This is a genomic window from Pedobacter ginsengisoli (assembly GCF_002736205.1).
GTDB classification, from domain to species: domain Bacteria; phylum Bacteroidota; class Bacteroidia; order Sphingobacteriales; family Sphingobacteriaceae; genus Pedobacter; species Pedobacter ginsengisoli_A.
In genome coordinates, this window is record NZ_CP024091.1 from 4,526,580 (window position 1) to 4,553,494 (window position 26,915).

General features: G+C 38.6%; 21 protein-coding genes, 1 tRNA gene and 1 pseudogene. 13 read left to right on the forward strand and 10 right to left on the reverse strand.

Annotation, left to right across the window (positions count from 1 at the left end; translation table 11 throughout):
• Positions 1–21: 21 nt before the first annotated feature.
• The gene (locus CPT03_RS18885) at positions 22–279 is read left to right on the forward strand and encodes a hypothetical protein (RefSeq protein ID WP_099440285.1); all 258 of its coding nucleotides are present in this window, start codon (positions 22–24) and stop codon (positions 277–279) included.
• Here the strand turns inward: CPT03_RS18885 and CPT03_RS18890 are convergent.
• From CPT03_RS18890 to ruvX, 8 genes and pseudogenes are all read right to left on the reverse strand, one after another.
• Positions 276–671 (reverse strand): hypothetical protein, encoded by a 396-nt coding sequence (locus tag CPT03_RS18890; RefSeq protein WP_099440286.1) that lies wholly within the window; start codon positions 669–671, stop codon positions 276–278. The two genes, CPT03_RS18885 and CPT03_RS18890, sit on opposite strands and share 4 nt — an antisense overlap.
• Positions 672–741: 70 nt before the next feature.
• On the reverse strand, positions 742–2,082 hold the full coding sequence (gene ffh, locus CPT03_RS18895; protein ID WP_099440287.1) for a signal recognition particle protein: 1,341 nt from the start codon (positions 2,080–2,082) through the stop codon (positions 742–744).
• 96 nt (positions 2,083–2,178) lie between these two features.
• Complete coding sequence (locus CPT03_RS18900) at positions 2,179–3,174, reverse strand: DUF3078 domain-containing protein (RefSeq protein ID WP_099440288.1); 996 nt, start codon at positions 3,172–3,174, stop codon at positions 2,179–2,181.
• Positions 3,175–3,578: 404 nt separating this feature from the next.
• Entirely contained in the window at positions 3,579–4,331 is a 753-nt protein-coding gene (locus CPT03_RS18910; RefSeq protein ID WP_099440289.1) for a hypothetical protein, read from the reverse strand.
• 50 nt (positions 4,332–4,381) lie between these two features.
• Entirely contained in the window at positions 4,382–5,275 is an 894-nt protein-coding gene (locus CPT03_RS18915) for a glucosaminidase domain-containing protein (protein WP_099440290.1), read from the reverse strand.
• Complete coding sequence (locus CPT03_RS18920) at positions 5,275–5,955, reverse strand: glucosaminidase domain-containing protein (RefSeq protein WP_099440291.1); 681 nt, start codon at positions 5,953–5,955, stop codon at positions 5,275–5,277. The genes CPT03_RS18915 and CPT03_RS18920 overlap by 1 nt, the downstream gene beginning before the upstream one ends.
• 3 nt (positions 5,956–5,958) lie before the next feature.
• Entirely contained in the window at positions 5,959–6,594 is a 636-nt protein-coding gene (locus tag CPT03_RS18925; RefSeq protein WP_099440292.1) for an O-methyltransferase, read from the reverse strand.
• A 21-nt stretch (positions 6,595–6,615) separates the two neighbouring features.
• A pseudogene (gene ruvX / locus CPT03_RS18930) lies at positions 6,616–7,031 on the reverse strand (Holliday junction resolvase RuvX).
• Between the two features lie 220 nt (positions 7,032–7,251).
• Here ruvX and CPT03_RS18935 point away from each other — a divergent pair.
• The 3 genes from CPT03_RS18935 to CPT03_RS18945 are packed head-to-tail and all read left to right on the forward strand — an operon-like array spanning position 7,252 to position 10,296.
• Positions 7,252–8,400 (forward strand): ATP-binding protein, encoded by a 1,149-nt coding sequence (locus CPT03_RS18935; RefSeq protein ID WP_099440293.1) that lies wholly within the window; start codon positions 7,252–7,254, stop codon positions 8,398–8,400.
• Positions 8,401–8,402: 2 nt separating this feature from the next.
• Positions 8,403–9,830 carry a stage 0 sporulation family protein gene (locus CPT03_RS18940; RefSeq protein WP_099440294.1) on the forward strand — a complete coding sequence of 476 codons (1,428 nt, stop codon included), beginning with the start codon at positions 8,403–8,405 and terminating at the stop codon, positions 9,828–9,830.
• Positions 9,817–10,296, forward strand: coding sequence for a gliding motility lipoprotein GldH (locus tag CPT03_RS18945; protein ID WP_099440295.1), 480 nt, complete (start codon positions 9,817–9,819; stop codon positions 10,294–10,296). The genes CPT03_RS18940 and CPT03_RS18945 overlap by 14 nt, the downstream gene beginning before the upstream one ends.
• Here CPT03_RS18945 and CPT03_RS18950 read toward each other — a convergent pair.
• Positions 10,279–11,580, reverse strand: coding sequence for a UDP-N-acetylmuramoyl-tripeptide--D-alanyl-D-alanine ligase (locus CPT03_RS18950; RefSeq protein ID WP_099440296.1), 1,302 nt, complete (start codon positions 11,578–11,580; stop codon positions 10,279–10,281). The genes CPT03_RS18945 and CPT03_RS18950 overlap by 18 nt on opposite strands.
• Before the next feature lie 90 nt (positions 11,581–11,670).
• Between CPT03_RS18950 and CPT03_RS18955 the strand changes: the two genes are divergently transcribed.
• The 6 genes from CPT03_RS18955 to CPT03_RS18980 all read left to right on the forward strand — a co-directional run bounded on the left by CPT03_RS18955 (position 11,671) and on the right by CPT03_RS18980 (position 22,179).
• Positions 11,671–14,157 carry a M14 metallopeptidase family protein gene (locus CPT03_RS18955; RefSeq protein WP_099440297.1) on the forward strand — a complete coding sequence of 829 codons (2,487 nt, stop codon included), beginning with the start codon at positions 11,671–11,673 and terminating at the stop codon, positions 14,155–14,157.
• Positions 14,158–14,464: 307 nt separating this feature from the next.
• Entirely contained in the window at positions 14,465–17,683 is a 3,219-nt protein-coding gene (locus CPT03_RS18960) for a SusC/RagA family TonB-linked outer membrane protein (protein ID WP_099440298.1), read from the forward strand.
• Positions 17,684–17,694: 11 nt separating this feature from the next.
• Positions 17,695–19,179 carry a SusD/RagB family nutrient-binding outer membrane lipoprotein gene (locus tag CPT03_RS18965; RefSeq protein WP_099440299.1) on the forward strand — a complete coding sequence of 495 codons (1,485 nt, stop codon included), beginning with the start codon at positions 17,695–17,697 and terminating at the stop codon, positions 19,177–19,179.
• Between the two features lie 176 nt (positions 19,180–19,355).
• Positions 19,356–20,177 carry a hypothetical protein gene (locus CPT03_RS18970; RefSeq protein WP_099440300.1) on the forward strand — a complete coding sequence of 274 codons (822 nt, stop codon included), beginning with the start codon at positions 19,356–19,358 and terminating at the stop codon, positions 20,175–20,177.
• A 250-nt stretch (positions 20,178–20,427) separates the two neighbouring features.
• Positions 20,428–20,976 (forward strand): hypothetical protein, encoded by a 549-nt coding sequence (locus CPT03_RS18975; RefSeq protein ID WP_157766496.1) that lies wholly within the window; start codon positions 20,428–20,430, stop codon positions 20,974–20,976.
• A gap of 99 nt (positions 20,977–21,075) precedes the next feature.
• A complete protein-coding gene (locus CPT03_RS18980) occupies positions 21,076–22,179 on the forward strand; it encodes a S8 family serine peptidase (protein WP_157766497.1) in 1,104 nt (367 codons plus the stop codon).
• 128 nt (positions 22,180–22,307) lie between these two features.
• Here the strand turns inward: CPT03_RS18980 and CPT03_RS18985 are convergent, their stop codons facing one another.
• The gene (locus CPT03_RS18985; RefSeq protein WP_099440303.1) at positions 22,308–23,171 is read right to left on the reverse strand and encodes an LD-carboxypeptidase; all 864 of its coding nucleotides are present in this window, start codon (positions 23,169–23,171) and stop codon (positions 22,308–22,310) included.
• 40 nt (positions 23,172–23,211) lie between these two features.
• On the opposite strand from CPT03_RS18985, the gene metG reads away from it, so the two are divergent.
• The 3 genes from metG to CPT03_RS19000 all read left to right on the forward strand — a co-directional run bounded on the left by metG (position 23,212) and on the right by CPT03_RS19000 (position 26,894).
• Complete coding sequence (gene metG / locus CPT03_RS18990) at positions 23,212–25,320, forward strand: methionine--tRNA ligase (RefSeq protein ID WP_099440304.1); 2,109 nt, start codon at positions 23,212–23,214, stop codon at positions 25,318–25,320.
• Positions 25,321–25,412: 92 nt separating this feature from the next.
• Positions 25,413–25,484: transfer RNA gene (locus tag CPT03_RS18995), tRNA-Arg, on the forward strand.
• 144 nt (positions 25,485–25,628) lie between these two features.
• On the forward strand, positions 25,629–26,894 hold the full coding sequence (locus CPT03_RS19000) for a site-specific integrase (protein WP_099440305.1): 1,266 nt from the start codon (positions 25,629–25,631) through the stop codon (positions 26,892–26,894).
• The last annotated feature ends 21 nt before the right edge of the window (positions 26,895–26,915 follow it).

The following is a 26,915-nucleotide window of genomic DNA, read 5'->3' on the forward strand; positions in this document are numbered from 1 at the left end:
CCTGAAATAAAATAATAAACTATGCAAGAGCCTTTCGACATTCAAATTGGAGATATTGACTACGCCATATTTCCGGAAGGAAATGATACTTATGTAATCTATAAAAATGGCAAGGAATACGCTCACATACAAAAAGACACAGATTTACAGTGGTTAAGGCTTGATCTTGAAACAGCAATCCCTGTTTTCGAAACTGACGAAGAGATCAACAGCATTGGCAGAGAAATTATGGCTTATGTTCCTGAAGACAATGAAGAAGAGGATGAAGATTTGGATTAACCAGCCCAGCTATCTCTGTTCAGGCTGCGGTAATGTATCGCTTCTGCCAGGTGTTCCAGTTCAATCTCCTGGCTTCCCGCAAGGTCTGCAATAGTTCTGGATACCTTTAAGATACGATCATATGCACGGGCGGATAGGCCCAGCTTTTCCATAGCCTGTTTTATTAGCACTTGTCCGTCGTTATTTATCCGGAAAATGTTGCGAACCATATTTGGGCTCATCTGGGCGTTGCAATGTAGCGTATTGGTAGCAGAAAATCGTTCGTTCTGTACTGCTCTGGCCTTCAAGCCAACAATGTGGTACCTGTTCCAATACTTACCTCGATGGTGATTGTTAAAGCATTTACCCCAAAAACAACACTTCCAAAAGTTTTGATGAGCATAATTTAGCATACAATATGTGTAGTGCTAAACTATACTGATTTAGACATTAAGTGGTTGGAATTTGTAAAATTTATTGAAATTACATTTTGCCCTGAGGCATTTTAGGCATGTTCCTCATCATTTTTGCAGCTGCGGCCGGGTTAGAGAATTGCTTCATCACCTTACGCATATCTTCAAATTGTTTGATCAGCTTAGTTACCTCTTCAATTTTGGTACCCGAACCTTTAGCAATACGTAAACGTCTGCTCTGTTGGATACTATCAGGGTTTTCGCGCTCAAATTTAGTCATCGACTGAATTACAGCCTCAACGCTTTTGAATGCATCATCTTCAATGTCAACGTTCTTCATCATTTTGCCAACACCAGGTATCATGCCCATTAGGTCTTTCATGTTACCCATTTTTTTGATCTGTTGGATCTGATTGTAGAAATCGTTAAAATCAAACTTGTTTTTGCGGATTTTCTTTTGAAGCTCAGCAGCTTCTTTTTCGTCAAACTGCTGTTGCGCACGTTCAACAAGAGAAACTACGTCACCCATGCCCAGAATCCTTGATGCCATCCTTTCAGGATAGAATACATCAAGAGCTTCCATTTTCTCGCCTGTACCAATAAACTTGATTGGTTTGTTTACTACAGATTTAATAGATAGGGCGGCACCACCACGTGTATCACCATCTAATTTGGTTAATACAACACCGGTAAAGTCTAATCTATCGTTAAAAGCTTTTGCCGTGTTAACCGCATCCTGTCCGGTCATGGCATCAACAACAAACAGGATTTCGTGCGGTTTAGTACTGGCTTTTACGGCGGCTATCTCATCCATCATCTGCTCATCTATTGCTAAACGGCCGGCCGTATCTATAATGATTACATTATTATTTTGTTTTTTACCTTCAGCAATACCTTCCAGGGCTATGCCAACAGGATCTTTAGAGGCCGTGTTCGAATAAACAGGAACTCCAATCTGCTCACCTAAAATCTGTAACTGATCTACTGCCGCAGGGCGATAAACGTCGCCGGCAACTAATAGTGGTTTCTTGCCTTTACTTTTAAGGAAGTTGGCTAATTTACCGGTAAAAGTAGTTTTACCAGCACCGTTTAACCCGGCAATAAGTATAATAGTAGGATTGTTTTTTAGATCTAATTCTGTTACCTCTCCACCCATTAAAGCGGTAAGCTCGTCGTTCATTACCTTAGTAAGTAATTGGCCTGGCGAAACAGCTGTAAGAACATTTAAGCCTAATGCCTTCTCTTTAACCTCATCGGTAAAGCTTTTAGCTGTTTTATAATTTACGTCGGCGTCTAATAAAGCCTTACGGATTTCTTTCATGGTCTCCGCCACGTTGATCTCTGTAATACTTCCCTGTCCCTTTAAAACTTTAAACGCGCGGTCTAACTTATCCTGTAAATTTTCAAACATTTTCTTTAATGCTTAGTGTTCAATTTTTTGTGAAGTGCAAAGTTATTAATTTTGCCTGATACCGATAGTAAATATCCGTAATCTTTATGTAGAATGTTAACGTGGGAAGGTAAATGCCACACCCAAAGCCAGTGCCTGACTTGCCTGTATCTCATCGTCAGCATCCTTATCGAATAAACCTACACCGGTAAGTGTTACATTCATTAACCTGTTGATCTGAGATCTTAGTTCAACATCTAAACGGTGATCAACATGTACCAATGGCCTGTCATAAGGAATAAACATCTGATATCTTGCTTTCAGGTTTACATTTTTAAAGATTTGCTTGTCAAAATTACTTACAATTTGAAAAGCGAGCTCGTTTTTGAAGTTTTTTAATGTGTCTACGCCATAATTCCCAGGATTATATTTTTTGTTTCTAACGTTATCCAAAAGGAATGTTTGTTTGGCTGTACCCGTACCAATTCTGGTCGAAAAATAACCTACTGGTCTATATTCAAAACCGATTGATTCTGTAAGATAGCCCGGAGCCATGAATTTAGAAACAAGTGAGGCTTGCTCAACATTGTTTTCTCTAAAATAGGCATATCCTTTATCAAATTGAGATTCAAAGGTAACAGAACCAAAGAAATACCAGCTTTTTGATAATCTTAAATCAGCTTTGTTATCCCAGAAAATCCTGTCTCTGGTTTTCTTTTGCAGCTGATCCTTGTTTTTTACCTTGCCATATTCAAGCATTACCTCACTTACATAGCCATAACCTTCTTTTCTGTATTCAGCCCGATAGTTAATAAGTCCGCCAATGGCAAGAGAGTTTACACCACCCGCTTTCCAGTTATTCGAAAAGCTACCCTGATTTAGGTTAATACCAACAGAAGTTCTTACTTTCCAATAATTAACTTTTTCGGCAATAACCACCGGTGGAATCTTTACAGGTGTGTAATTCAGTATTCCGGTCCTTGATGGTAAAGGACTACGTTTTAATTTTATCTCCATGCCTTTGGTTTCAATAGGCACAGTATCAATCTCCTGAGCAATCAGGCTTGATGAGGTGATAAACAGTAACAAGAGGCAGATATTAAAACTCTTCATTACTACAAAGAAAAACAAAAATGTGACTTATTAAAAGTTTATTAGTAAACTAATTACAAAACCTAAGTCGATTTATCGTTTTTTGCCAGTAAAGTTAATCCAGGCAAAAGCCTTTCTATGAGCTAAATACGATAAGTCATTATCAAAGTGATATGCTTCTTTTTCAAAGGGGATATTAAAATAGGCTAAGTAATGATTCCGGTATCTGATTAGATTTATCAGGTACATCAATAAATACAAAAAATAAAAAGGCAAAATAAGCAGCTCCAGTTGCTGCCTAAAATGTATCCGCTCGTGGTTAATTAGTACTTTATCAACCTTAAGCGACTTGTTTTTTAAAATAATAAAAGGGAAAATGGCCATTGCATTGGCCGGCAGCTTTGATAATATGAAAAACCATGGTTTCAAAACTCTTCAACCTTTATTTTAGGAAGTGGTTGTAACCTAAAAGCAGCCGGATTGCGCTTATAACTAGCATAGCTGTTCCTTAAGTAAACAATAAAGGCATAATCTGAAGCGGTTAAAACAAACTGATAAGTTGGGCGGTATTGCTGCATAAAATCTTCCAATTCGTAGTCGCCTAAGTGTAACACTTTTTTTACGTATTCAGGGGTAAATCGATAGTCTATAATGGCCTCGTGATAATCGCGTTCGAGTATTTTTTGCAGATGACGTGCATTTTTGCCTTCCCTGCTCAACAGGTTATAAATTGCATCAATACCTAAGCCCGCTCCGCCAAGGCCAAGGTTAAGCAGATCTTTAGCCTTGCCTTTGTCTAAAGCATACTTATACTCCTTTAACGTATTGGCATGTATTTCTTTAGGGGTATATTTTCGGCCTGTAATAGATACCTCGCGTAAATTAATACCAAGCGATTTAAGCTGAAAGTAAACTGCTTTTTGGCCGCTATGGATAATTGTATCTACCGCATAGCCCTGCAGTACCGCATACAAAGTGTCTCCAACAGAAGCATTTATAGAGAACTCTCCTTTTGGGGTATTGTAAATACCTTCGTCTTTGCTGGCGTTATAGATATATACCTTAGCCAGTCGAAGTTTCGAATCTTTATCAACCACAAAGCCCTTTACCGTATTGGTTTGGCCCATAGCAGATAATGCTGTGCAGTAAAGAATTAATAACAGGCTAAAAAATCTCATTGAATATGCAAAACTACAAGATAACTATCAGCGCTTAATAAACATTAACATTATTTAACTAACACAAGTTTCTGGCCAATTTTTATACCGGTGTCTGGCAAATTGTTTAATGCTTTTATATCATCTACCGAGATGTTAAAGCGTTTAGATATGTTATAAAGCGTGTCACCTTGTTTTACAGTGTAAGAGCTTTCTATAGTTACTGGGTCAGTGGTTTTTACAGGTTCTGGGGTACTTATTTTTAAGGTATCAGGAGTTTTAACTACTTGCTTTGAAGGCGGAGTCGCCACAGGAGTGAACTTTTTCTTTTCCTGAGGGATGTTTGCATTGATTTCTGAGAAAACACGGTCTTCGCGTTTTAATTTTTCATTCTCTGATTCAGGAAGATCATAAAAATACAGTTGATATTTTTCAATAATATTGATCAACAGGTCCGGATACTTAGGGTTAGTAGCGTAGCCGGCTTGTTTTAGTCCAAGAGCCCAGTTTTTATAATCGTTTTTATCAAGTTCAAAAAGAGCGCTGTAGCGCTTTCTTTTCAAAAATTCAGAATGGTCTCTGTAAGACTCACGGGCATCTTTATAAACCCTGAAACAATCATCGGCCTTATCATCGTCTTTGTAATATCCTTTTCCCTTCCATTCAGAGGTACACTTGATGCCAAAATGGTTATTTGCATACTTGGCCAGGCTGCTGTTTCCACTTCCCGACTCAATAATGCCTTGCGCAAGGGTAATACTGGCCGGAATCCCAGACTTGTTCATCTCTTCAATTGCCACCCCTTTAAATTCATCAATATACATTACCGTAGTACGAGATTTATAGTCAGGATTTGCCTTATCGGCCTCCTTTTCAATAGCCTTGTTATTACGACTGTACTTGCGTGATTTACAGGCAGAGAAAAATAATGCAACAGCTGCCAGTATAATTAATCTTTTGTTCATTATAGTTTAAGTTTTTGTCCGGGTTTAAGCGCGGAGCCTTTTAGTCCGTTTTTTTTCATTAATGCCGAAGCCGTTGTTCCCTTCAACTTCGCTATTTTATTCAGGCTGTCGCCCTTTTTAACAGTATAAGCTGATGCTGATTTCCTTGCCGATCTGGATTTGCTGCTCACCACTGGTGTTGCAGGTTCTACATAATCATCAGGCCTTTCATCGTATTGTGTAAGGTCATTTCTTTTAATAATCCCTATAATTTGCGATGCCCAGGTCCGGCTGCGTGCATAGCCTCCGCGTTGTATCCCTCTGGCCCAGTTTCTGTAATCAAACTGATCATATTTCACAAAAAGGGCTTCAAAAGAGGAGCGGCTTTTTAAGAATTCCAAAAAACTATCATACGATTCGCGAACAGATGGGTAGTCTCTGTATGATGAGCGGATTTCTGTATTGCTGTTGGCGCCTTTAATACCAAAGTGATTGTTAAGATACCTGGCAATTTTACTGGTGCCCGAGGCCGATTCATGAATTGCAACAGCAAGAATAACGCTGGCAGGCACTTTATGTTCCCTCATTAGCGTTTGCGCATATTCTACATTCTCCGCAATATATTCTGCTGTGGTTTGGGCCTTTGCAATAAAATTTATAGCGATTACACTAACCCAAACTAACAGTATTGATTTAATCATACCTTATTTTTTTCTGATGATAAACAACCCGTCTCTAACAGGTAGAATGAGTTTCTCTACACGGTCATCTGCCGCAATTTTGTCATTAAATGTAGTGATATTTTTAGTGTCTTTGTCCTGGTTGGTGTTCAGTACTTTTCCACTCCATAGCACATTATCAACTATAATGAGTCCACCAGGCCTGATTTTGTTGAAAACAAGATCATAATAAGTGCCATTGTTTTTCTTGTCCGCATCAATAAACACAAGATCAAAGGTTTCGTCTAATGAGTTTACAGTTTGGGTTGCATCGCCAAGTATGTATTTTATTTTGCTGTTGAACTCAGATTCAGCAAAGTTGCTGCGCACCATATCTTCCAGTTCTTCATTTATGTCCAGGGTATAAATGATCCCGTTATCTACTAACCCTTCGGCAAGGCACAAAGTTGCATAGCCCGTAAAAGTGCCAATTTCCAAAGCACGCACTGGGCTTATCATTTTGCTTAGAAAGCTAAGTACCCTGCCCTGATAATGGCCCGAAAGCATCCTGGGCATCAGTACTTTTAAGTTGGTTTCTCTATCTATTTTTTGCAGCAATTTGCTTTCTGGTTCGCAGTAATTAAGCAAAAGCTGTTGCATGTCATCGCTGATAAGGCTCATATAATTTTTAATAAATGCAATCTATAAACGGCGCTGTTCCATAAAATATTGCAAAATAATAGTTGCAGAAATGGTGTCTACCCGTTCCTTATTTTGCCTGTCTGTTTTTTTTAATCCGCTTTGCATAATTGTTTGATGGGCTAACTTCGAAGTAAACCGTTCATCAATCCAATGTTGCGGAATATCAGGAAAAGTTCTTTTTAAAGTTCTGGCAAAACCTTTAACATGCTGTGCAGAATCTGAAGGAGAGCCATCCATTTGTTTTGGATCACCAAAAACAAAGGCTTCAACTTGTTCAGTTAAAAGGTACTTCTTTAAATATTCTATGGCGTCTTTAGGATGTATTGTGTCAAGCCCGGTAGCAATAATTTGCAGGGGTCGGTAACGGCTAAACCGATACGTTTGGTTCCATAATCAAAGGCTAAAATCCTGGGCATAGCGGCAAATATAATAAAATCTGGCAGGTACCTGGTGTTCGGCTGAATCAAGGCTGAGAGTAGACTGCGAGCAGATTGCTTCGGAAAACAGGTACCTTTACCCGAAGAGGTGTGCAAGCAGTGTGCTTCCAGTGTGCTCGAAGGTATATGCTTGTCAGGTATTGTGTCAACTTTAATGGCGGTTATAGGCAAGTCTTAAAATTTTGCTATTTTGCACCAAATGCAGTTTAAGAATATCATAGGTCAGGAAAGCATAAAACAGCAATTGATACAAACAGTTGCTGAGAATAGGATAAGTCATGCGCAGTTGTTTCTTTCATCAGAAGGAAGCGGAGCCTTACCTATGGCAATTGCCTATGCCCAATACATTAACTGCCTTGATAAACAGGCTGATGATAGCTGCGGAGAATGCTCTTCGTGCAGAAAGTACGAAAGATATATTCATCCTGATTTGCATTTTTCTTATCCGTTTTTTGCCTCAAAAGATGTAAGAATAGCGGTAGATGTTTTAGACGAATGGCGAAGTATGATGCTTGCCGATCCTTATTTTGATATGGATATCTGGCGTTCTAAATTGAGCGCTGAGAATAAACAGGCAAATATTAACATCGCAGAGTGTCATGATATCATCAAAAAATTAAGTTATAAAGCTTTTGAAGCACAGACAAAGGTTTTGATTATGTGGTTGCCCGAATATCTGGATAAAGAAGGCAATTCATTGTTAAAGATTATTGAAGAACCACCTCAAAATACCCTGTTTATTTTAGTGGCAAACAATCAGGAGCAAATTCTTTCAACCCTTTTGTCGCGTACGCAGATTGTTAAAATACCGAAACTGCCTCATGCCACTGTTGAAAGCTATTTGATGGATGAATATGGCCTGTCGGAAAATCAGGCTACCGAATACAGTTTTCTTGCAGATGGAAATTTAATTGAGGCCAAGCAGTTGGTGGCCAATACACAAAATGAAAATGCCGACAAGTTTGCCGAATGGTTAAGAATGGGTTATGGCAACCGGGTTTTGGATTTAACCAATTTTGTAGATCAGATTGCCGGATGGGGAAGGGAAAACCAAAAGAACTTTTTAAAATACGGGATTAGTTTTTTAAGAGAATGCAGCCTGCTGTTAAGCGGAGCTGAGGACCTGGTTAAACTGCCGGTTTCGGCTATGGAAACAGCAAAAAAGCTATCAACCCACGTGCTTAATCTTAACATGGCCGATGCTATTATTTCGGAACTGGAAAAGGCACATTATCACATCGAGAGAAATGCGAATCCCAAAATTCTGTTTTTAGATGTATCTTTACAGCTAGTTAAAATAATAAAGTTTAAAACGCTCCCGAAAGGGACTCAATATATATATAGTTAATTATGGGATGTGGAAGTTGTTCTACAGGTGGCGGATGTGCCCCCTCGGGTTGCAAAAGTAATGGCTCTTGCCTTACTGGAGGATGCGGAAAAATGGAAGTTTACGACTGGCTGTCTAATCTTGATATGCCATCAAATTATATACCTTTTCAAGTAATAGAAGTTAAATTTAAAGGGGCAAGGAAAGAATTTTTCCTTAACAGCGAGAATATTTACCTGGAAATAGGAGAGCTAATAGCTGTTGAGGGGCCTACAGGTGGTTACGATATCGGTCATGTTTCTTTAACCGGAGAACTGGTGCGTATGCAAATGAAACGCCGTAAAACTACTGTTGATCAGGTAACCAGAAAAGTTTACAGAAAGGCCACAGAGGCTGATGTTGAAAAATGGAAAATAGCTAAGGCTCTGGAATGGGAAACGATGCATAAAGCACGTACACTTGCTCTAGACCTGCGCTTGTCAATGAAAATTAGCGATGTTGATTATCAGGGAGATAAAACCAAAGCAACATTTTTTTATACTGCCGAAGGACGGGTTGACTTTAGGGAGCTGATTAAAAAGATGGCCGAAACGTTTAGAATCCGGATAGAAATGCGCCAGATTGGAATGCGTCAGGAAGCCGGTAGGTTAGGTGGGATTGGTTCTTGCGGTCGCGAACTTTGCTGTTCTACTTGGCTAACAAATTTTAAAACAGTATCTACTGCTGCGGCCAGGTATCAGAACCTTTCTTTAAATACTTTAAAGCTGGCCGGGCAATGTGGCAAGTTAAAATGCTGTTTAAATTATGAGCTTGATACATATTTAGATGCCTTAAAGGACATTCCTGATCGTATTGAAAGCCTGCAAACTGAAATAGGTGTTGCCCGTCACCAAAAAACAGACATCTTTAAAAAGGTAATGTGGTTCAGCTACCCTAATACAGAGGACTGGATTCCGCTAAAAGTTGATCGTGTTAAGGAGATTATGGCAATGAACAAGCGAGGACAAAAGCCTGTTAATCTTAAAGAAGAGGCTATTGAACTTGCTCCGGTTGCTTTTATAGAGAAGATTCCTGATTATGAAAATGTTGTTGGACAGGATAGTTTAACCCGACTGGATGATAAACCCAGAAACAAAAACAACAAGAATAACCGGAATAAAAATGCCAAGCAGGCACAAGGCCCTAAACAAGGGGCCCCAGTTGCTAAACAAGAGAAAGGCCCTAAACCACCGCAGGCACAGAAACAACAGCAAAACCAGAAACAAGGTCAGAATCCTAAACAAGGGCAACAACCAAAAGGCAATAATAAGCCTGTGGCTCAACCTGCGGAAGGTGCTGTTGCTGAACAGACAGGAGCGCCTGCCGGTCAGCAATCTGCAAACAGGAATAGAAACAGGAACAACAACCGAAGAAAAAAACAAAAGGAAAAGCCTAAAAATGATCAAGCTTAAAGTTTTACTGCTGTCTTCAGTTTTGATGGTACTCTTTTTAAGTGGTTGTGACACCAATACGCTTATAGATAGTAATATGTCTATGCCTGCACGTAATTGGAGCTACCCCAATAAGGTTAAAACATTAGTTGAAATTACAGATAGCAGTAAACCCTATAACGTATATTTTAAATTGCGCCATACAGCCGATTACAGGTACTCCAATATCTTTGTTTTATTTCATATAACCGGAGGTGGACAAAAAAAGCACACCAGAAGGTATGAATATAGGCTGGCACAACCAGATGGGCAATGGAATGGTTCAGGCTCAGGGAACCTGTTTACCTATAATTTGCCTTTGCTTACAAACTACAGATTCCCGGCAAAGGGAAAATATCTATTAGAAGTTGAGCAAAATATGCGCGACAACCCGCTTGCCGAAATTAGTGACGCGGGTATAAAGGTAGAATTAAAGCAGGGGCAGTAATTGCTCCAACGCCATTCCTCTTGATCCTTTTAGCAATATCAGATTATTCTTTACAGGATTAGCTTTTAGAAACTCCTGAGCCTCGGCGGGGGTGCTAAAGTAATTTCCTTTGTATTTATCTTTTAATGCGTAAAAGTATTTTCCAATAAAAACAAGCGTTTCAACACTAAGCTGTTCAGCTTGTTTGGCAATTAGATCATGTTGCTCCGCTGATTCTGGGCCTAGTTCAAACATATCTCCAATAATTACAGTTTTTTTGTCGGCAGTTAAAAGAGAAATGTTATTCAATGCGGCAGCCATGCTGCTTGGGTTAGCATTATAAAAATCACATATCACGGTGTTATGCGCTGTTTTTGTGATTTGAGAGCGGTTGTTGTTAGGGAAATATCCGGAAAGACCTTTGTTTATTGCCGAGGGGTTAACTTCAAAAAAAGCACCTATACATACAGCGGCCAATATGTTTTCGAAATTGTAAGAACCGGTTAAATTTACAGAGGTTTGGTAGGTTCCGGTTTTATTTGACCATGAAATTTCAATTAAAGGATCTGTTTTTATTAGTTTTCCCGATATGGCATCTGTTGCTTCCGTACCATAATATATAACCTTATCAAGATGGGCCGAGGCACTCATTTCTAATAAATAAGGATTGTTCCTGTTTATAAATGCAAAGCCATGGCTATTTTTAAGATGAGCATAGAGTTCTGCTTTCCCCTTTTTTACTCCTTCAAATCCACCAAATCCATCTAGGTGAGCCATGCCTACGTTGGTAATTAGCCCATGAGTTGGCTGGGCAATGGTACACAAAAACTCTATTTCTTTTTGGTGATTGGCTCCCATTTCAATTACAGCAATTTCTGTATCCTTTGTTAAGGATAGAATAGACAAGGGTACACCTATGTGATTGTTTAAATTGCCTTTGGTAGCAAAGGTTTTATATTTTTCGGACAGAACAGCGTTTATAAGTTCTTTAGTTGTTGTTTTACCATTGCTTCCGGTTAAACCTACAACGGGAATGTTTAATTGTGAACGGTGATGCCTGGCCAGATCCTGTAGAGTGCTTAATACATCAGGCACTAAAATGCACTGTTTACTTGTTTTGTAGGCCAGATTATCTATAATGGCATAAGCGGCACCGTTGGTGAGGGCTTTCTCGGCAAAGGTATTGGCATCAAAATTATCACCCTTTAGGGCAAAAAACAAGCAGCCGGGCGTTATGTTCCGTGTATCGGTACAGATAACGGGATGCTTAAGGTAGTGCTGATAAAGGGTTTCGATGGCGGCCATAGATAAAAAGAATAATTAATATGGTAAAATTACACTATGAAAGAGAAACAAAAAATATTCTTTAGTATTTTGGAGTCTTAATTCATCAATATGAAATACTTTTTCCTTCCTTTTTTGTTTTTACTAGCGGGTTTGAGTGTTACAGATGCCCAAACAAAGTCGCCTGATGAATTTTTAGGATATGCCCTTGGAAGTAAATTTACTTCGCATAATAAGGTTATAGACTATTTTAAATACTTAAGCAGTAAAGAAAAGAACATAAAGCTTGTAAGCTACGGCAAAACCTACGAAGGAAGAGAGTTGTTGGTAGCGATAATATCCTCGAAAGAGAACATGGAGGGTTTAGAGCAGATAAGAAAGTATAATGTAAGTTTAAGTAAAGCCGAATCGGCAACAGCGCCGGCAGGCAAGCAGCCGGCTATATTATGGTTAAGCTATAATGTGCATGGAAATGAGGCCAGCTCAACTGAAACAGCAATGAAAACAATATTTGCCCTGGCCGAAGCTAAAACAAGCGACATTGAGAATTGGTTAAAGAATACGGTTGTAGTGATAGATCCATGCCTTAATCCGGATGGGAGAGAAAGGTATGTAAGTTATTTTAACTCGGTTAGTGGCCATAAACCAAACCCTAATCCGATGGCCAGAGAACACTCAGAGTCATGGCCGGGAGGCAGGTCTAACCACTATTATTTTGATTTAAACAGAGACTGGGCCTGGCAAACGCAGATTGAAACACAGCAAAGGCTAAAACTTTATCATGAGTGGATGCCAGAGGTACATGTTGATTTTCATGAACAAAGTTATAACGAACCCTATTACTTTGCTCCCGCGGCTGAACCAATTCATCAGGATATTACCCCATGGCAGCGGGAATTTCAGGTTATTGTGGGTAAAAATAACGCTAAATACTTTGATGAAAATGGGTGGCAATATTTCACTAAAGAGCGGTTCGATTTGCTTTATCCGTCGTACGGAGATACTTATCCCTTATATAATGGCGCCGTAGGGATGACATATGAACAAGGTGGAATTGGGGCCGGCTTATCGGTGATAACCATAAATGGAGATACGCTTACGCTTAAAGATAGAATTAGCCATCACTATACCACTGGTATGGCTACTATTGAGGCGGTTTCAAAAAATGTAGATAAGCTGGTAAATCAATTCAGGTTATATTTTCAAAAGGCTGTTACTAACCCTCCGGGTATTTATAAAACTTATGTAGTAAAGGCACAGAATCTGAGTAAAGTTAAAAAACTGGCCGAACTTCTTAAAAAGAACGGTATTGAATATAGTTTTGGACTGGACAGGAATTTACGGGGGTATAATTATGAAACAAAGAAGGTTGAGGGCTTTAAGGTTGATAGAAATGACCTTATTGTAAATCTGCAGCAGCCAAAAGCTGTTTTGGCTAATGTATTGTTTGAGCCACAAACAGCAGTGAGTGATTCTAATACTTATGACATTACAGCCTGGGCGTTACCTTATGTTTATGGATTAAAATCGTATGCAAGTAAGGAATCTGTAAAAGGACTTTATGCTGTGTTGGATGATACGAAAGAACAGCCGCCGATAGCTGAAAAACCTTATGCCTGGATTTTTAAATGGAATTCGATAGAAGATGCGCAGGTTCTTATTGCACTTCAGCGGGCTAATATAAAGGTGCGATCGGCAGAGCAAGAGTTTACTATCGGCACAAAAGTGTTTCCTCCGGGGACTTTGCTGGTCTACAGGACTGAGAATGAACGACAGGTAAGAGGGCTTTCTGCAAAGATTGCACGGATACAACAGGATTTAAATGCAGTAGTTTATACTTCTGTAAGCGGTTCTGTAGATAAGGGTAAAGATTTTGGATCGAACGTTTATCCTATTTTAAGCGTGCCTAAAATAGCTATTGTATCAGGTACAGGTATTTCAAGCCAGGGTGTTGGCGAGGCCTGGCATTTTTTTGAGCAGGAGCTAAACTACCCCATTACAATGATTACCGCTCATAATATTGATGATTTGGATATCAATAAAATTAATACACTGATTATGCCTGATGGTAGCTATGGAGATGATATTAATGAAAAGTTGGAGAGTTGGATTGAGATTGGAGGAAAAATAATTCTGTTTGAAGATGCAATTTCAAGCACTTTGGGAAAAAGGCCATTTAATATTCGGTTGAGAGAGAGTTTAAAAAATGAAACAAAGGTTAATGGTGCAAAAAAGTATGGAGAACGCAATCTTGATGATTTATCTGAAACCATTCCAGGAGCTATTTTTAAAGTTAGTCTTGATCATAGTCACCCCATATCAGCAGGTTTAGGGGATTACTATTATGCCTTAAAAACAGACGATAAGATTTATGATCTTTTGAGTAGAGATTGGAATATAGGTGTTTTAAAACCAAATAGTTATATGGCTGGTGTTGTGGGTAAAGGGGTATTAAGAAAGCTTGACAACGGTATGTTGTTTGGTGTTCAATCTGTATCGAAAGGGACTGTTATTTATCTCGGTAGTGACCTGCTTTTCAGGTCTTTTTGGGAGAATGGAAAACAGATGTTTACGAATGCTGTTTTTTTGGTTAATTGATTTTTTTGGCACAAAGATTAAAGCTGGCGATAATGGTGTTATAGTATAGTTAATTATTATGTAGAATTCTGTTAAAAAAAGTTAAATATTTTGGATAATATTATTTGACATAGCTTTTTTTATGATTTTGGCTTTTTTTTGATGTATTTTCGGAATAATGTTTTGTCAAAGCCAGTATTTCCAATGATAATTGCGGCAATAAAGTGTCATGAAAAAGTCATTTAATTTAGCTGAGCAATAAATTATCTATGCTCGCATATCAAATCTGTATATTTGGATATTATTAACTAACCTAAATTTATTTTTCATGAAAAAACTTCTACAAAGTTTGTTCATATTTTTGTTCATCGCGGGATCCGCGATGGGACAAGATCGAACAATTACTGGGACAGTTACTGGAAAGGATGATGGCCAGCCACTTCCGGGAGTAACAGTTGTAATTAAGGGTACAAGAGTTGGTACTCAAACAGGTTCCAATGGTAAATACTCGTTATCAGTGCCTTCAGGGCCAGCCACATTAGAATTCTCTTATTTGGGCTATGCCAGTCAATCAATTACCGTAACAACTACAAATGTTATCAATGTTAGCCTTGCTTCAGATTTGAGAGATTTGGCAGAGGTCGTTGTTACAGCAAACTCAATTAAAAGAGATAGAAGATCTCTTGGTTATGCTGCACCTACCATTTCATCTGATGTGTTGGTACAAGGTGGTAGCCCAAGTCCACTAACCGCATTAGTAGGTCGTGTAGCGGGTATGAACATTAGTTCTAGTTCAAATACACCAGGTAGTTCAACCCGTATCGTTTTCCGTGGGGGTTCATCTATTGCTGGTAATAACCAGGCGTTAATCGTAATTGATGGGGTTCCTGTTGATAACTCAAGTGTTACCGGTGGTGCTGATAGTCGCTCGAGTGTTGACTTTGGTAACAGAGCCAATGATATCGATCCTGATGATATTGAAAGCATAACACCACTTTTAGGTCCGGCTGCGGCAGCACTTTACGGTTCAAGAGCTTCAAACGGTGCGGTGCAAATCACTACTAAATCAGGTAAAAAAGGAAAAACTCAGGTTACTTTTAATACATCAAATATTTTCTCATCAGTACTTAAATTGCCAGATTTTCAAAATGAATATGGACAAGGATACTATACTGAGCTTGATGACAATGGTAATCCTACCGAGTACTTTAATGATACTCAAGAAAACTGGAGCTGGGGAGCGCCTTTTACTGGCGAAATGCAAGAATGGGGTCAGTCGATAGATGGTGTTAGACAATCGAAACCTTACTCGGCTGCAACAAACAACGTTAAAAACTTCTTCAAAACAGGTTTTGCTACAGATAATAACCTGAATTTTTCAGGTGGTACTGATAAATCAACTTTCTATTTGGCTTTAAACACTTTGAATTCAAATGGTATATTTCCTGGAAAACAAGATGTTTATAACAAATATGGAGTAAGGTTTAACGGTAAAACTGACTTTAGTGATAAGTTCAGTGCCGGAGTATCTTTCAACTACAATAAAATAGACGCCAGACAAATTGCAGGTGGACAAAATGATAACTCAGTTTTTGACAACGTATTGCAAACACCAAGAGATATTCATGTTGATCAATTAGGTGATCTAACCAATAAATACAATGGCTTTGGTTATACAGATGCTAATGGTGTTGTTCACAATGATAAATATGGTTATTATGGTTCTTATACTTTAAACCCATATTATATAATCGAAAACTTTGTTAACGATGATGTAATTAATAGAGTTACAGGTAACGTTAACCTTGAGTACAAACCTGTTTCTTGGTTAAATATTCAAGAGCGTATTGGTACAGATACTTATGCTGAACGCAGAAGACAGTTAACACCTAAGTTTTCATTCTCACCAATTGATAAAAATACTAACCAGGGTAACCACATTAGTAATGGTGGATATCAAATCGATCAGTTCAACGTAACAGAGCTTGTTCATGATTTGATGGTTACTGCAACTCATAGCTTTAATGAAGACTTTAAAGGATCATTAATGGTGGGTAATAACATTCGTCAGAGAAATACATCAACGAACAGAACTGCTACTAACGCAAGTGCGGGTTTAGTTGTACCAGATTGGTATAACCTTCAAAACAGTAACGGACCATTGAATGTTATTACTGATAATATTTCTAAAAGAAGACTTGTTGGTTTATATGCCGATTTGAACCTGTCTTACAAAAACATGTTATTCCTAGAAGGTACAGCTCGTAACGACTGGTCATCCACTTTACCCGTAAAAAATAACTCATTCTTTTATCCAAGTGTAAGTGGTTCATTTGTATTCAGTGAGTTAATTGCACCTAACAAGATCCTTAGCTACGGTAAATTACGTGCCAGTGTTGCAAAAGTTGGTAACGATACTGACCCTTATCAGTTGTTAAATACTTTCGCAAGAGGTACAATTAATGGTAACTTTGGTAGCACCATTTTCCCTTTTGGTAACGTTGCAGCACTTCAGGCAGGAACAACCCTTGGTAATGCTAATCTTAAACCAGAGATAACAACAGCGTATGAAGTTGGTACTGAATTATCATTCCTTGACAACAGATTGGGTGTTGACTTTACTTACTACCAAAACAAGTCTAAAAATCAAATTTTAGCTATTCCAATTCCTAACTCATCAGGTTACGGATTTAGCGTAATCAATGCTGGTGAAGTTCAAAACAAAGGTATTGAGTTAAGCTTAAAAGGTACGCCTATCAGAACGCAGGATGTGAATGTTGAGCTTTTTGGTACTTTCTATAAAAACACCAATAAAGTTGTTGACCTTGCTCCAGGAGTTGACCAGATCGTACTTGGTGGTGTTGGAGGTATGTCAATTGTTGCTGCTAAAGGAAGACCTTATGGTGAGTTCTATGCTGTAACTAACCAAACTGATGCTCAGGGACGTACTATTGTTGATGCAGAAAGTGGCTTGCCATTGGCAACTACCAGCGCTCAATATTTAGGAAGCTACAACCCTAAGTATCAAGCTTCATTTGGTACAAGCATTACTATTAAACAACACTTAAATGTGAATGTATTGTTTGATGTGAAACATGGTAACAAATTATATTCAAGAACTAAAGACATTCTTGCCTTTGTGGGTGTATCAGCAGAAACTGGTGGTCAAAGATCGGGCTTGCCGTTCCCTAACTCTGTTTATTTAGATGACAATGGTAATAGCGTTGTTAATACTAACGTTTTCTATAATAAACAAGATTACTATCCGGATCTTAATCCTGGTATGAATGTTATTGACGGATCGTTTGTTAAAATGCGTAGTGCTGGAATATCTTATTCATTTAACAAAGCGCAATTAAAAACTCTTCCATTCAGTACATTGTCGGTAGGTTTGTTTGGTAATAACTTATTTGTGTGGACAGCAAAAGAAAACAAATATGTAGATCCAGAGGTAAACTCAGGAGGAGCTACTAACGAACAAGGATTTGATTTTACAGCACAGCCATCTGTTCGTAACTACGGGTTTAATGTGAAAGTTACATTTTAATTATAAAAATCATGAACCAAAAATATATATTCAAAACTAAGCAGATACTGCTTACGGTTATTATCGCCGCCGCAGGATTATCTGGATGTAAGAAGTTTTTAGATGTAAATGAAAACCCTAACAATCCTGACTCCGCAGCACCTAATTTACTTTTACCAGCATCACAAGCGGCAATTGGCCAGGTGGTTGGTAATGCCTTCCAGGTATATGGAAATATCTGGGGACAATATTGGACACAAAATCCAACATCATCTCAATACAGAACGATTGATCAATACAATCCCGCAGCTACGGCTTTTGACAGACCATGGCTTGTGTTATATCGTAATGCGCTGATTAATGCTGATTTGATTATAAAAAGTAATGCTCCAAATCTTGAGTATACTAAAGGTATAGCTTATTTAATGAAGGCTTATGCATTCCAGGTAACTACTGATGCTTTTGGTGATGTTCCTGTTAAGGAAGCGTTACAAGGAAATGCTTTTCCTGCGCCTAAATATGATGCGCAATCAGTTGTTTACGATAGTATTTTTAATTATATCGATAGGGGGATGGCTTTGGTAAGCGGATCTAGTCCTCTATCGCCAGGTGCACAGGATATCTTATTTCAAGGTAATATGGACAATTGGAAAGCGTTTGCAAATACACTTAAATTGAAAGCTTATCTAAGATTGGCATATGTTGATGCTGGCAAGGCGGAAGCAGGAATAAAAGCCCTATATGCTACAAAGCCAACTTTCCTTACGATTGATGCTTCAATTAAATATTTAAGCACAGGAGGAAATGAGAATCCATTGCATAATGAAATGATTGCTTTGAGCAGAACTCAAAACATTGTAGCGAGCTCTACCGCTGTTGGCGCATTTGATGCAAATAATGACCCAAGGGTTGCAAAATTCTATGATTTGCTTCCAACCAGTGTTGAAAACAAAACAGAGCGATCAATTCTTCAGGGAACTTATAATGGTAACACAGGTAAAACAGTTTCTCCTCCATCTCCGCTAGTTGGAGGTAGAGCTAATAACTCTGCTTCAGCTACAGCGCCTGTTAAATTTATCTCAGCTGCTGAAAGTTATTTCTTACAAGCTGAAGCAGTAGCAAGAGGATGGACAAATGGAACCGGAGCAGTAGCAACACTTTATGCTCAAGGTATACAGGCAAGTTTCACAGCGACTGGAGCTGGTGATGCTACAACTTATATTGCTACAGCACCTGCTGGTGCAGCAGCTTTAGTTGGTAACACAGAAGCCCAAATTAAAGCTATTATTACACAGAAATATTTTGCTATGTGTGGTTTTCAAGGCTTTGAGGCTTGGACAGAATGGCGTAGAACAGGATATCCAACTTTCTTTGTTCAATCTGCTGCATCTACTATTGGCGCGGGCAGAATGCCACTTCGTATGGCATACCCTAGTACAGAAGCTACATCTAATGCAAGTTTCCCAGGTTCAGTACCTGTTTACACACCAGTTTGGTGGGATAAAAAACATCAATAAAATTTAGCTAATATTAGCGTTTATGAAATGGGTCAGATAATATACTATCTGGCCCATTTTTATTAGAGCTTTATTATGTTGTTTAATGGTATTGTAATTTGTTTGTTGTGGTTTTCAAAGCAGATGTATTTGTGTAGGATATTCTGTAAATTACATAACACATAAATTTAACCATCATGAAAAACGTATTTATTCTTGGCAGTATAATCTGCCTGCTATCCGCATGTTCAAAATATCAGATTCATACCCTAAGTAGTTTAAAAACCCCAAAGGATGAGCAGACCGGTGATTTTATTGTTAAAAATGACACACTTGAAATAGTTTATAAATTTAAGGGAGAAAATGGACCTTTGGAGGTTGAGATTAAAAATAAGCTTGATGAACCCTTGTACGTTAATTGGAAAAAATCAGCTTTAATTCTTGGAGACCGGGCAATTAGTTATTCTGGGAATAAAATAGCTTTGGACGGAAAATATAGTGGAAGTAGTGACGGGCTGTTTTCTCGTGACTATCAAATTCAATCGGGAAGAATAACCGGGACAGCTACGGTTCCTGAAGATATCGCTTTTATACCGCCACATGCTAAAATTGATAAAAAGCTTTTAAATGTGACTGCAGGATTTATATCGTTGGCTAAAGATTCTTTAAAAAAGTTACGCGTTTATCAACTCGAAGGAGAAGCATCTTATAATGTAAAGATAGCTAGATTCTCCAGAGAGAATTCTCCGCTAATTTTCAAAAGCTATATTACCTTATATTTAGAAAAAGATAAAAACTTGCAGGTCCTTCCTTATGATCAGGAATTCTATGTTTCGCAATCAATACAAACCGGAAGAAAGCCTAAAACTACCGAGTTTTATAAAGCAAATCGTTCAGATATATTCTATAATTTTAAACCTACAGGTTATGCAAAAACGATGGCTGTTGCTGGAGGAATTGTTCTTTTGGGGGCCATGAGTGCAACAACAACTGAGACTACAGATACAAACAATAAATAGATTATTTCAATTCTGCTACACGTCCCTGGCTATTGAATAGTCAGGGGTTTTTATTTGATATGAGTTAAAAATCAGGCATTTAGGTGTTGGTTAATTTAATTAATCATTTGATCTAAGGAATGGATTTATTATCTTAAATGATATTTAATCATCCTTAAATTGTAAAAAATGAAAAAACGCTATCTAGGCCTATTCTTGGCCTTTTTTGCTATGGGTATTCATTCATTCATGCAAAAAACAAACAGAAAAAATGGATAATGATTCTGTCACTCAATCGAACGCAAATGTTCGCGCTCAGTTGACCTCATCTATGTATTATTGGTATAATGGAAGTAAAATACCGTTAGTAATCGACTCAACCATAGGAATAGTCTTAACTGAGGATTATGAAAATGTGAGATCCTCTCTTAAATCGGTCAGCCAAAGTACAAAGTTAAGATCTGATTATTATTTATTTGAGAGTAAGGCTAGACTGGATCTTTCGAAGGTAATAGGAAAAGTTAAAAACCTGCAGTATGGGTATAAAACATTATCAAATCAACAGTTAACTCCTACGGGTGAAATAGTGGTTCAGCCAAAACAAGGAGTTGAGTTTGGTGCTATTTTAGCTAAATCGAACGCTAAATTAAGCATCAAAAATAGAAACAAGTATGGAACATATGTTTTAAAAGTTGAGAGTAATGCTTCAATTCTTGATGTTGCAAATGAAATATACAAAAGCGGTCTTGTAGAGTCGTCACATCCAAATTTTATAGCAAGAATTGTCAAGTTTTCAAATGATCCGTTATTTAGCTCTTAGTATTATCTTAGTAATACTGGCCAAACTGGGGGTACATCAGGAATTGATATAAGTATCTCAAACTGGTCCGTTTCAGATGGGTTTTATTGTGGGATTAAAGTGGCAGTGATTGATGATGGTGTTGAAACACACGAGGAGCTAGCTGGGAGAGTATTGCCAGGATACACACCAAATATGCCTAGTGGCTTAGGTAGTCCAGGAAGTGGGGGCGCTCATGGGGAAGCATGTGCCGGAATAGTTGCAGCCGCGAAGGACAATAATTTAGGGATATCTGGCGTAGCCCCTAAAGCCTTAGTTATTCCTATCAATATTTTTCAAGGTCTCTTAACCACTGCTGATATTGCAGGGGCTATAGATTGGGCTTGGGACGAGGGTGCGGCAGATGTTTTAAGTAATTCCTGGGGTTATAACTCGACTTCCGGAACAGATGATATTGTTAATGCAATAACAAGAGCTAGAACATTAGGCCGTGGCGGAAAAGGAGCGACCGTGGTGTTTGCCTCAGGAAATGCAGGAGGATCCGTGACATTTCCTGCAAATGTAAACGGAGTTGTTGCAGTGGGAGCTATTAATAAGTTTGGTGCGATTTGGGGATATTCGAACCGTGGGCCAGAACTCGATTTGGTGGCTCCTTCAGGGGATTTAGGGGGTGCTGGGGACATTGTGACTATAGATAGAACTGGAGCTTTTGGATATGTTTCTGGAAACTATTACAATAATTTTGGAGGCACTTCAGCCGCTTGCCCACAGGTTGCAGGTGCTGCTGCACTAATCCTTTCGCTTAATCCTAATTTTACTGAGTCTCAAATTGTATCATATCTGCGTTCAACAGCTACTGATATGGGTGTGGCTGGATTTGATAATACATTTGGATATGGAAGATTAAAAGTGTCTGCGGCTATGACAACAGCAAAAAATGATATATATTCGATAGTTCCTCAATGGGAGTATTTTGGCAGATTATGTGTGAATATTCCGGAATCTATACAATATTATAGCATAAATGTTCCCCCGGGAGCAACCATTTCATGGAGTGGTTTTAGGGTTAATATTGTAGGTTCAACTACATCATCAACTGTTGCAATTAATGGTAACCCAGCATATACTCAAGGCATAGGTAGAATTACTGCTACTATTACAATGCCAGGTTGTGGGTCAATCACTTCTTCGTTAACAATGAATTTAAAAAACGATTGTATATAACATAATAATAAAACTCAGGCTTTAATTTCAAAGCCTGAGTTTTATTGAAACTTTTTAGTAATGATTGTAGCATAGAATGATCAAGGCGCTATATTAAACTACTAAAGTCGTAGGGCTACGCTCTGGGATTAATAAGGATATTCTTTTCCTATTATTACCGCCCGGTTATCATCTATATGCCCTACAGGGAAATTAAACCATACGGGATAGTCATATTCCTTCACTATTTCCCAGATCACTTCTTCAGGCGTTTGCCCAAAGGGAATTTTTTCATCGGGTAATTCATTAAAAGCACCAACAATCAATCCTTTTAGTTTAGCCAGTTTTCCTGCCCGTTTCAACATACGCATCATGCGGTCTATTGCAGCCGGACGTTCCCCAATATCTTCGATAAATAAAATCTTATCATCATAATCTACTTCAGAGGCAGAACCAATTGTCATAGCCAATAAAGTTAGGTTGCCGCCAACCAAAATCCCCTGCATATTTCCATCGCGGTTCAGCGGAGATGATTGATAATTATAAGTGATCTTTTCCCCAAACAAAGCAGCCTTCAAAGAAGCTAAAGATTCAGGTGTAGCATCATCAAAGGTATAAGGCATCGGCCCATGAATGCTTTGAATACCAAATTGAGCATAAACATGGCAAAGCAATACTGTGATGTCACTAAAACCTACAAGCCATTTCGGATGCTCAACAAATAGACTAAAGTCAAGAGCGTCAATTATCCGGATACAACCATATCCCCCTCGTCCGGCAATGATTGCTTTTACAGATGGATCATCTAAAAAGCCTTGCAGGTCCTCTGTGCGTAGGGTGTCATCACCGGCAAACTGATGATATTTAGCATTAACAGTCTTTCCCATAACAACTTCCAAACCCCACGATTCGAAGATCTGCAGTGCAGAGTCTATGCCTCTTGGTAGTTTACTTGCCGGACAAACTATTGCAATTTTGTCGCCTTTTTTTAAATATGCTGGCTGTTTAATCATTAATAAAACACTTATCTTTGACAAAATAATAAAAATAGTTTTGGATAACAGTAAAATAAAGAGATATACCGTTACGGCTGCGCTGCCCTATACAAACGGACCTGTACATATTGGGCATTTAGCCGGTGTTTACCTACCTGCTGATACCTATGTGAGGTATTTGCGCTCTAATAAAAGAGATGTAAAGTTTATTTGCGGATCTGACGAAAATGGGGTTCCCATTACGCTAAAGGCTAAAAAGGAAGGCACTACGCCTCAGGCTATAGTAGATAAATACCATAAAATTATTGGCGATTCATTTAAAGAACTGGGTGTTTCTTTCGATATTTATCACCGCACATCATCATTAACGCACCATCAAACTGCTTCAGATTTCTTTGAAACCCTTTATAATAAAGGTGTTTTTACTGAGGAAGTTACCGAACAGTATTATGATGAAAAAGCACAAACCTTTTTGGCCGACAGATACATTACCGGTACCTGCCCTAAGTGCGGAAATGAAAATGCTTATGGCGATCAGTGTGAAAATTGCGGAAGTACTTTAAATGCAACTGATCTTATCAACCCTAAATCTACCTTATCTGGAGAGAAACCCGTAAGGAAAGAAACAAAAAACTGGTTTTTGCCCCTTGATCAATATGAGGATCAATTGAGAACTTATATTGAAAGCCATAAAGAATGGAGGCCAAATGTATACGGACAATGCCAAAGCTGGTTAAACGCAGGCTTACAGCCCCGTGCGATGACCAGAGACTTGGATTGGGGTATTAAAGTTCCTATTAAAGGTGCCGAAGGTAAAGTTTTGTATGTGTGGTTTGATGCTCCTATTGGTTACATCTCGGCCACTAAAGAGTTATTTGAATACGCTCGTTTGGGTATTTGGAATCCTAAAGCCGAGGAATATTACATTAACCAAAATGAGGTAGAAAATGGCAACTGGGAGCAATACTGGAAAGATGATGAAACCAAGCTTGTTCACTTTATAGGTAAAGATAATATTGTATTTCACTGTATTATTTTTCCGGCCATGTTAATGGCTCACGGCGATTATACATTGGCTGATAATGTGCCTGCAAACGAGTTTCTGAATCTGGAAGGTCAAAAAATATCGACTTCTAAAAACTGGGCGGTTTGGCTTGATGAATACCTGATTGAGTTTAAAGACAAACAGGATGTTTTACGCTATGTTTTAACAGCTACAGCTCCCGAAACAAAGGATAACGACTTTACCTGGAAAGATTTTCAGGCAAGAAATAACAATGAACTGGTTGCCATTTTAGGTAATTTCATTAACAGAGTGGTAGTTTTAACGCATAAATATTTTGGAGGTAAGGTTCCAACATGCATGACCATCACACCAGAAGATCAGCAGGTGATTGATGACCTGGCTGCATACCCTGCAAAAATAAGTGCTTCGATAGAAAATTATCGTTTCAGAGAGGCTTTGGCAGAGGTAATGAATGTTGCTCGCTTAGGTAATAAATACCTGGCAGAAACAGGGCCCTGGAAGGTTATAAAAACAGATGAAGATCGTGTACGCACCATCCTAAACATCAGTTTGCAAATTGCTGCCACCCTAGAAATACTGATTGAACCTTTTTTACCTTTTACTGCCGATAAATTGCAGAAAATGCTTAATTACGGTGGCCATTTATGGGAGGATGCTGGTAAAATGGGCTTATTGAAACGCGGCCACGAGCTTAACGAGCCTGTGTTGTTGTTTGATAAGATCGAAGACGAAACGGTACAAGCTCAAATAGATAAACTTAAAAAAAGCAAAGCCGATAATGTTGCTGCAACAGCAACTGTAGAGCCTGCTAAAGAGAACATTCAATTTGAACAATTTACGGCAATTGATATCAGGGTAGCTACAATTATTGCAGCAGAAAAGGTTGAGAAGACCAAGAAGCTGTTAAAGCTAACGCTTGACACTGGTATTGATCAACGAACTGTTGTTTCGGGCATTGCCGAGTATTATAAGCCAGAAGAAATAATAGGACAGCAAGTTAGTTTGGTTGTAAACCTGGCTCCACGCGAAATTAAAGGAATTCTTTCTCAGGGAATGATCCTGATGTCTGAAGATTCGGATGGCAAGTTAGCTTTCGTATCACCAGTACAAAATCATAGCAACGGTAGTGTGATTCGATAATCGAATCACACTATTATTTTGTGGCATTATGCTATTGATTTATTATTATATTTGCGCCTGCTACTAAAATATATTTTATAGCATTTATTATTGGTCCCGTAGTTCAACGGATAGAATAGAAGTTTCCTAAACTTTAGATATGAGTTCGATTCTCGTCGGGACCACTTTGAGAGGTGAAATAATCCTCTAAACGGCTTTTCTAATACAGAGAGGCCGTTTTTGTTTATCGGGTTTTAATAGAATAGTAGGTATCCGACAACCAAACCGACAACGAAAAAACGGTTGTCGTGGTTGCAACACTTACCAAGATGGCAGAGATTAAACTCAATTTAAGAGAGCCCAATGCAGACAAAGAAACACCAATCAATGTAATTGTACGTTACAACAATCAGAGACTCGTCTATTCGAGCGGGAAGCGTGTACTGCCGAAATACTGGGATGTAGCTAATCAGAAAGCAAGAAAGATGAAGGACTTCCCATCCGCAGAGCTACTCAATTCAAATTTAAGGTTGATGACTCAGGCTATCCATGCAGAGATCGAAACATACCTTAGAGGCAGCGACCAACGGTATCCTGATCCTAAGCAATTAAAGCAACTACTGGACTTAAGGTTTGATAGGACAGTGAAGGAGTCTAAGAAGACCTTCTTCGAGTTCATTGATTGGTTTAGTTATGAGTACGCACCAAAGAAGCAGATCGTAACCAACAACGAGACAAGTGTTACCAGCGTTAACACGATTAAAACTTATACTACTACTCTTAGATTGCTAAAGGTGTTTGCCAAGGAGATAGGAGATTTTGATTTCAAAGACATAGACATGAACTGGTACTTCAGGTTTACTGATTGGTGCAATAGTGAAAAAAGTTATAATCCAAGTACCATCGGTAAGCATATCAAAGTTATAAAATGTTGGCTTCGCAAAGCCGAAGAAGAGGGGTTACACGATGTTACCTTTTATAAGCACAGAGACTTTAGGAAGCCTGCCTACCTCTCTGAGACTGTTTACCTCAACAGAGAAGAGCTAAAGTTACTCTATGAACTAGACTTATCTAAAAGAGTAGAGTTAGACCGCATTCGAGATTTGTTTTTGGTCGGCGCATGGACAGGATTGCGATTTAGTGACTTCAATAGGTTAACTGAAGGACACATACAGGAGGGGTTTATAAAGATAAAGACAAGCAAGACTAGTTCCTTAGCAGTAATACCAATCAATAAAGTAGTCAGGTGTATACTTTCTAAGTATGACAATGGATTGCCATGTGGTTATGCCAATCAGTACATGAACAGGCAGATAAAGGTACTCTGTAAGATGGCGAAGATCAATTCTCGCGAAGAGAAGGTTCAATTCGTCAATGGGAGGAAGGAAGTCTCGAATGTTAAGAAGTGGCAACTGATCAGTACTCATACGGCTAGAAGGTCGTTTGCTACTAACTTGTACGGAGTTGTACCTAATAATACCATCATGGCGATTACAACTCACAAAACCGAGGCTGCATTCTTAAGATACCTGCGAAAAAGTAATCAGGAACATGCGGAGATATTAAAGCTGGCTATGGATAGAATGCAAGAATAGCAGTATTGAAAATATCGGGCT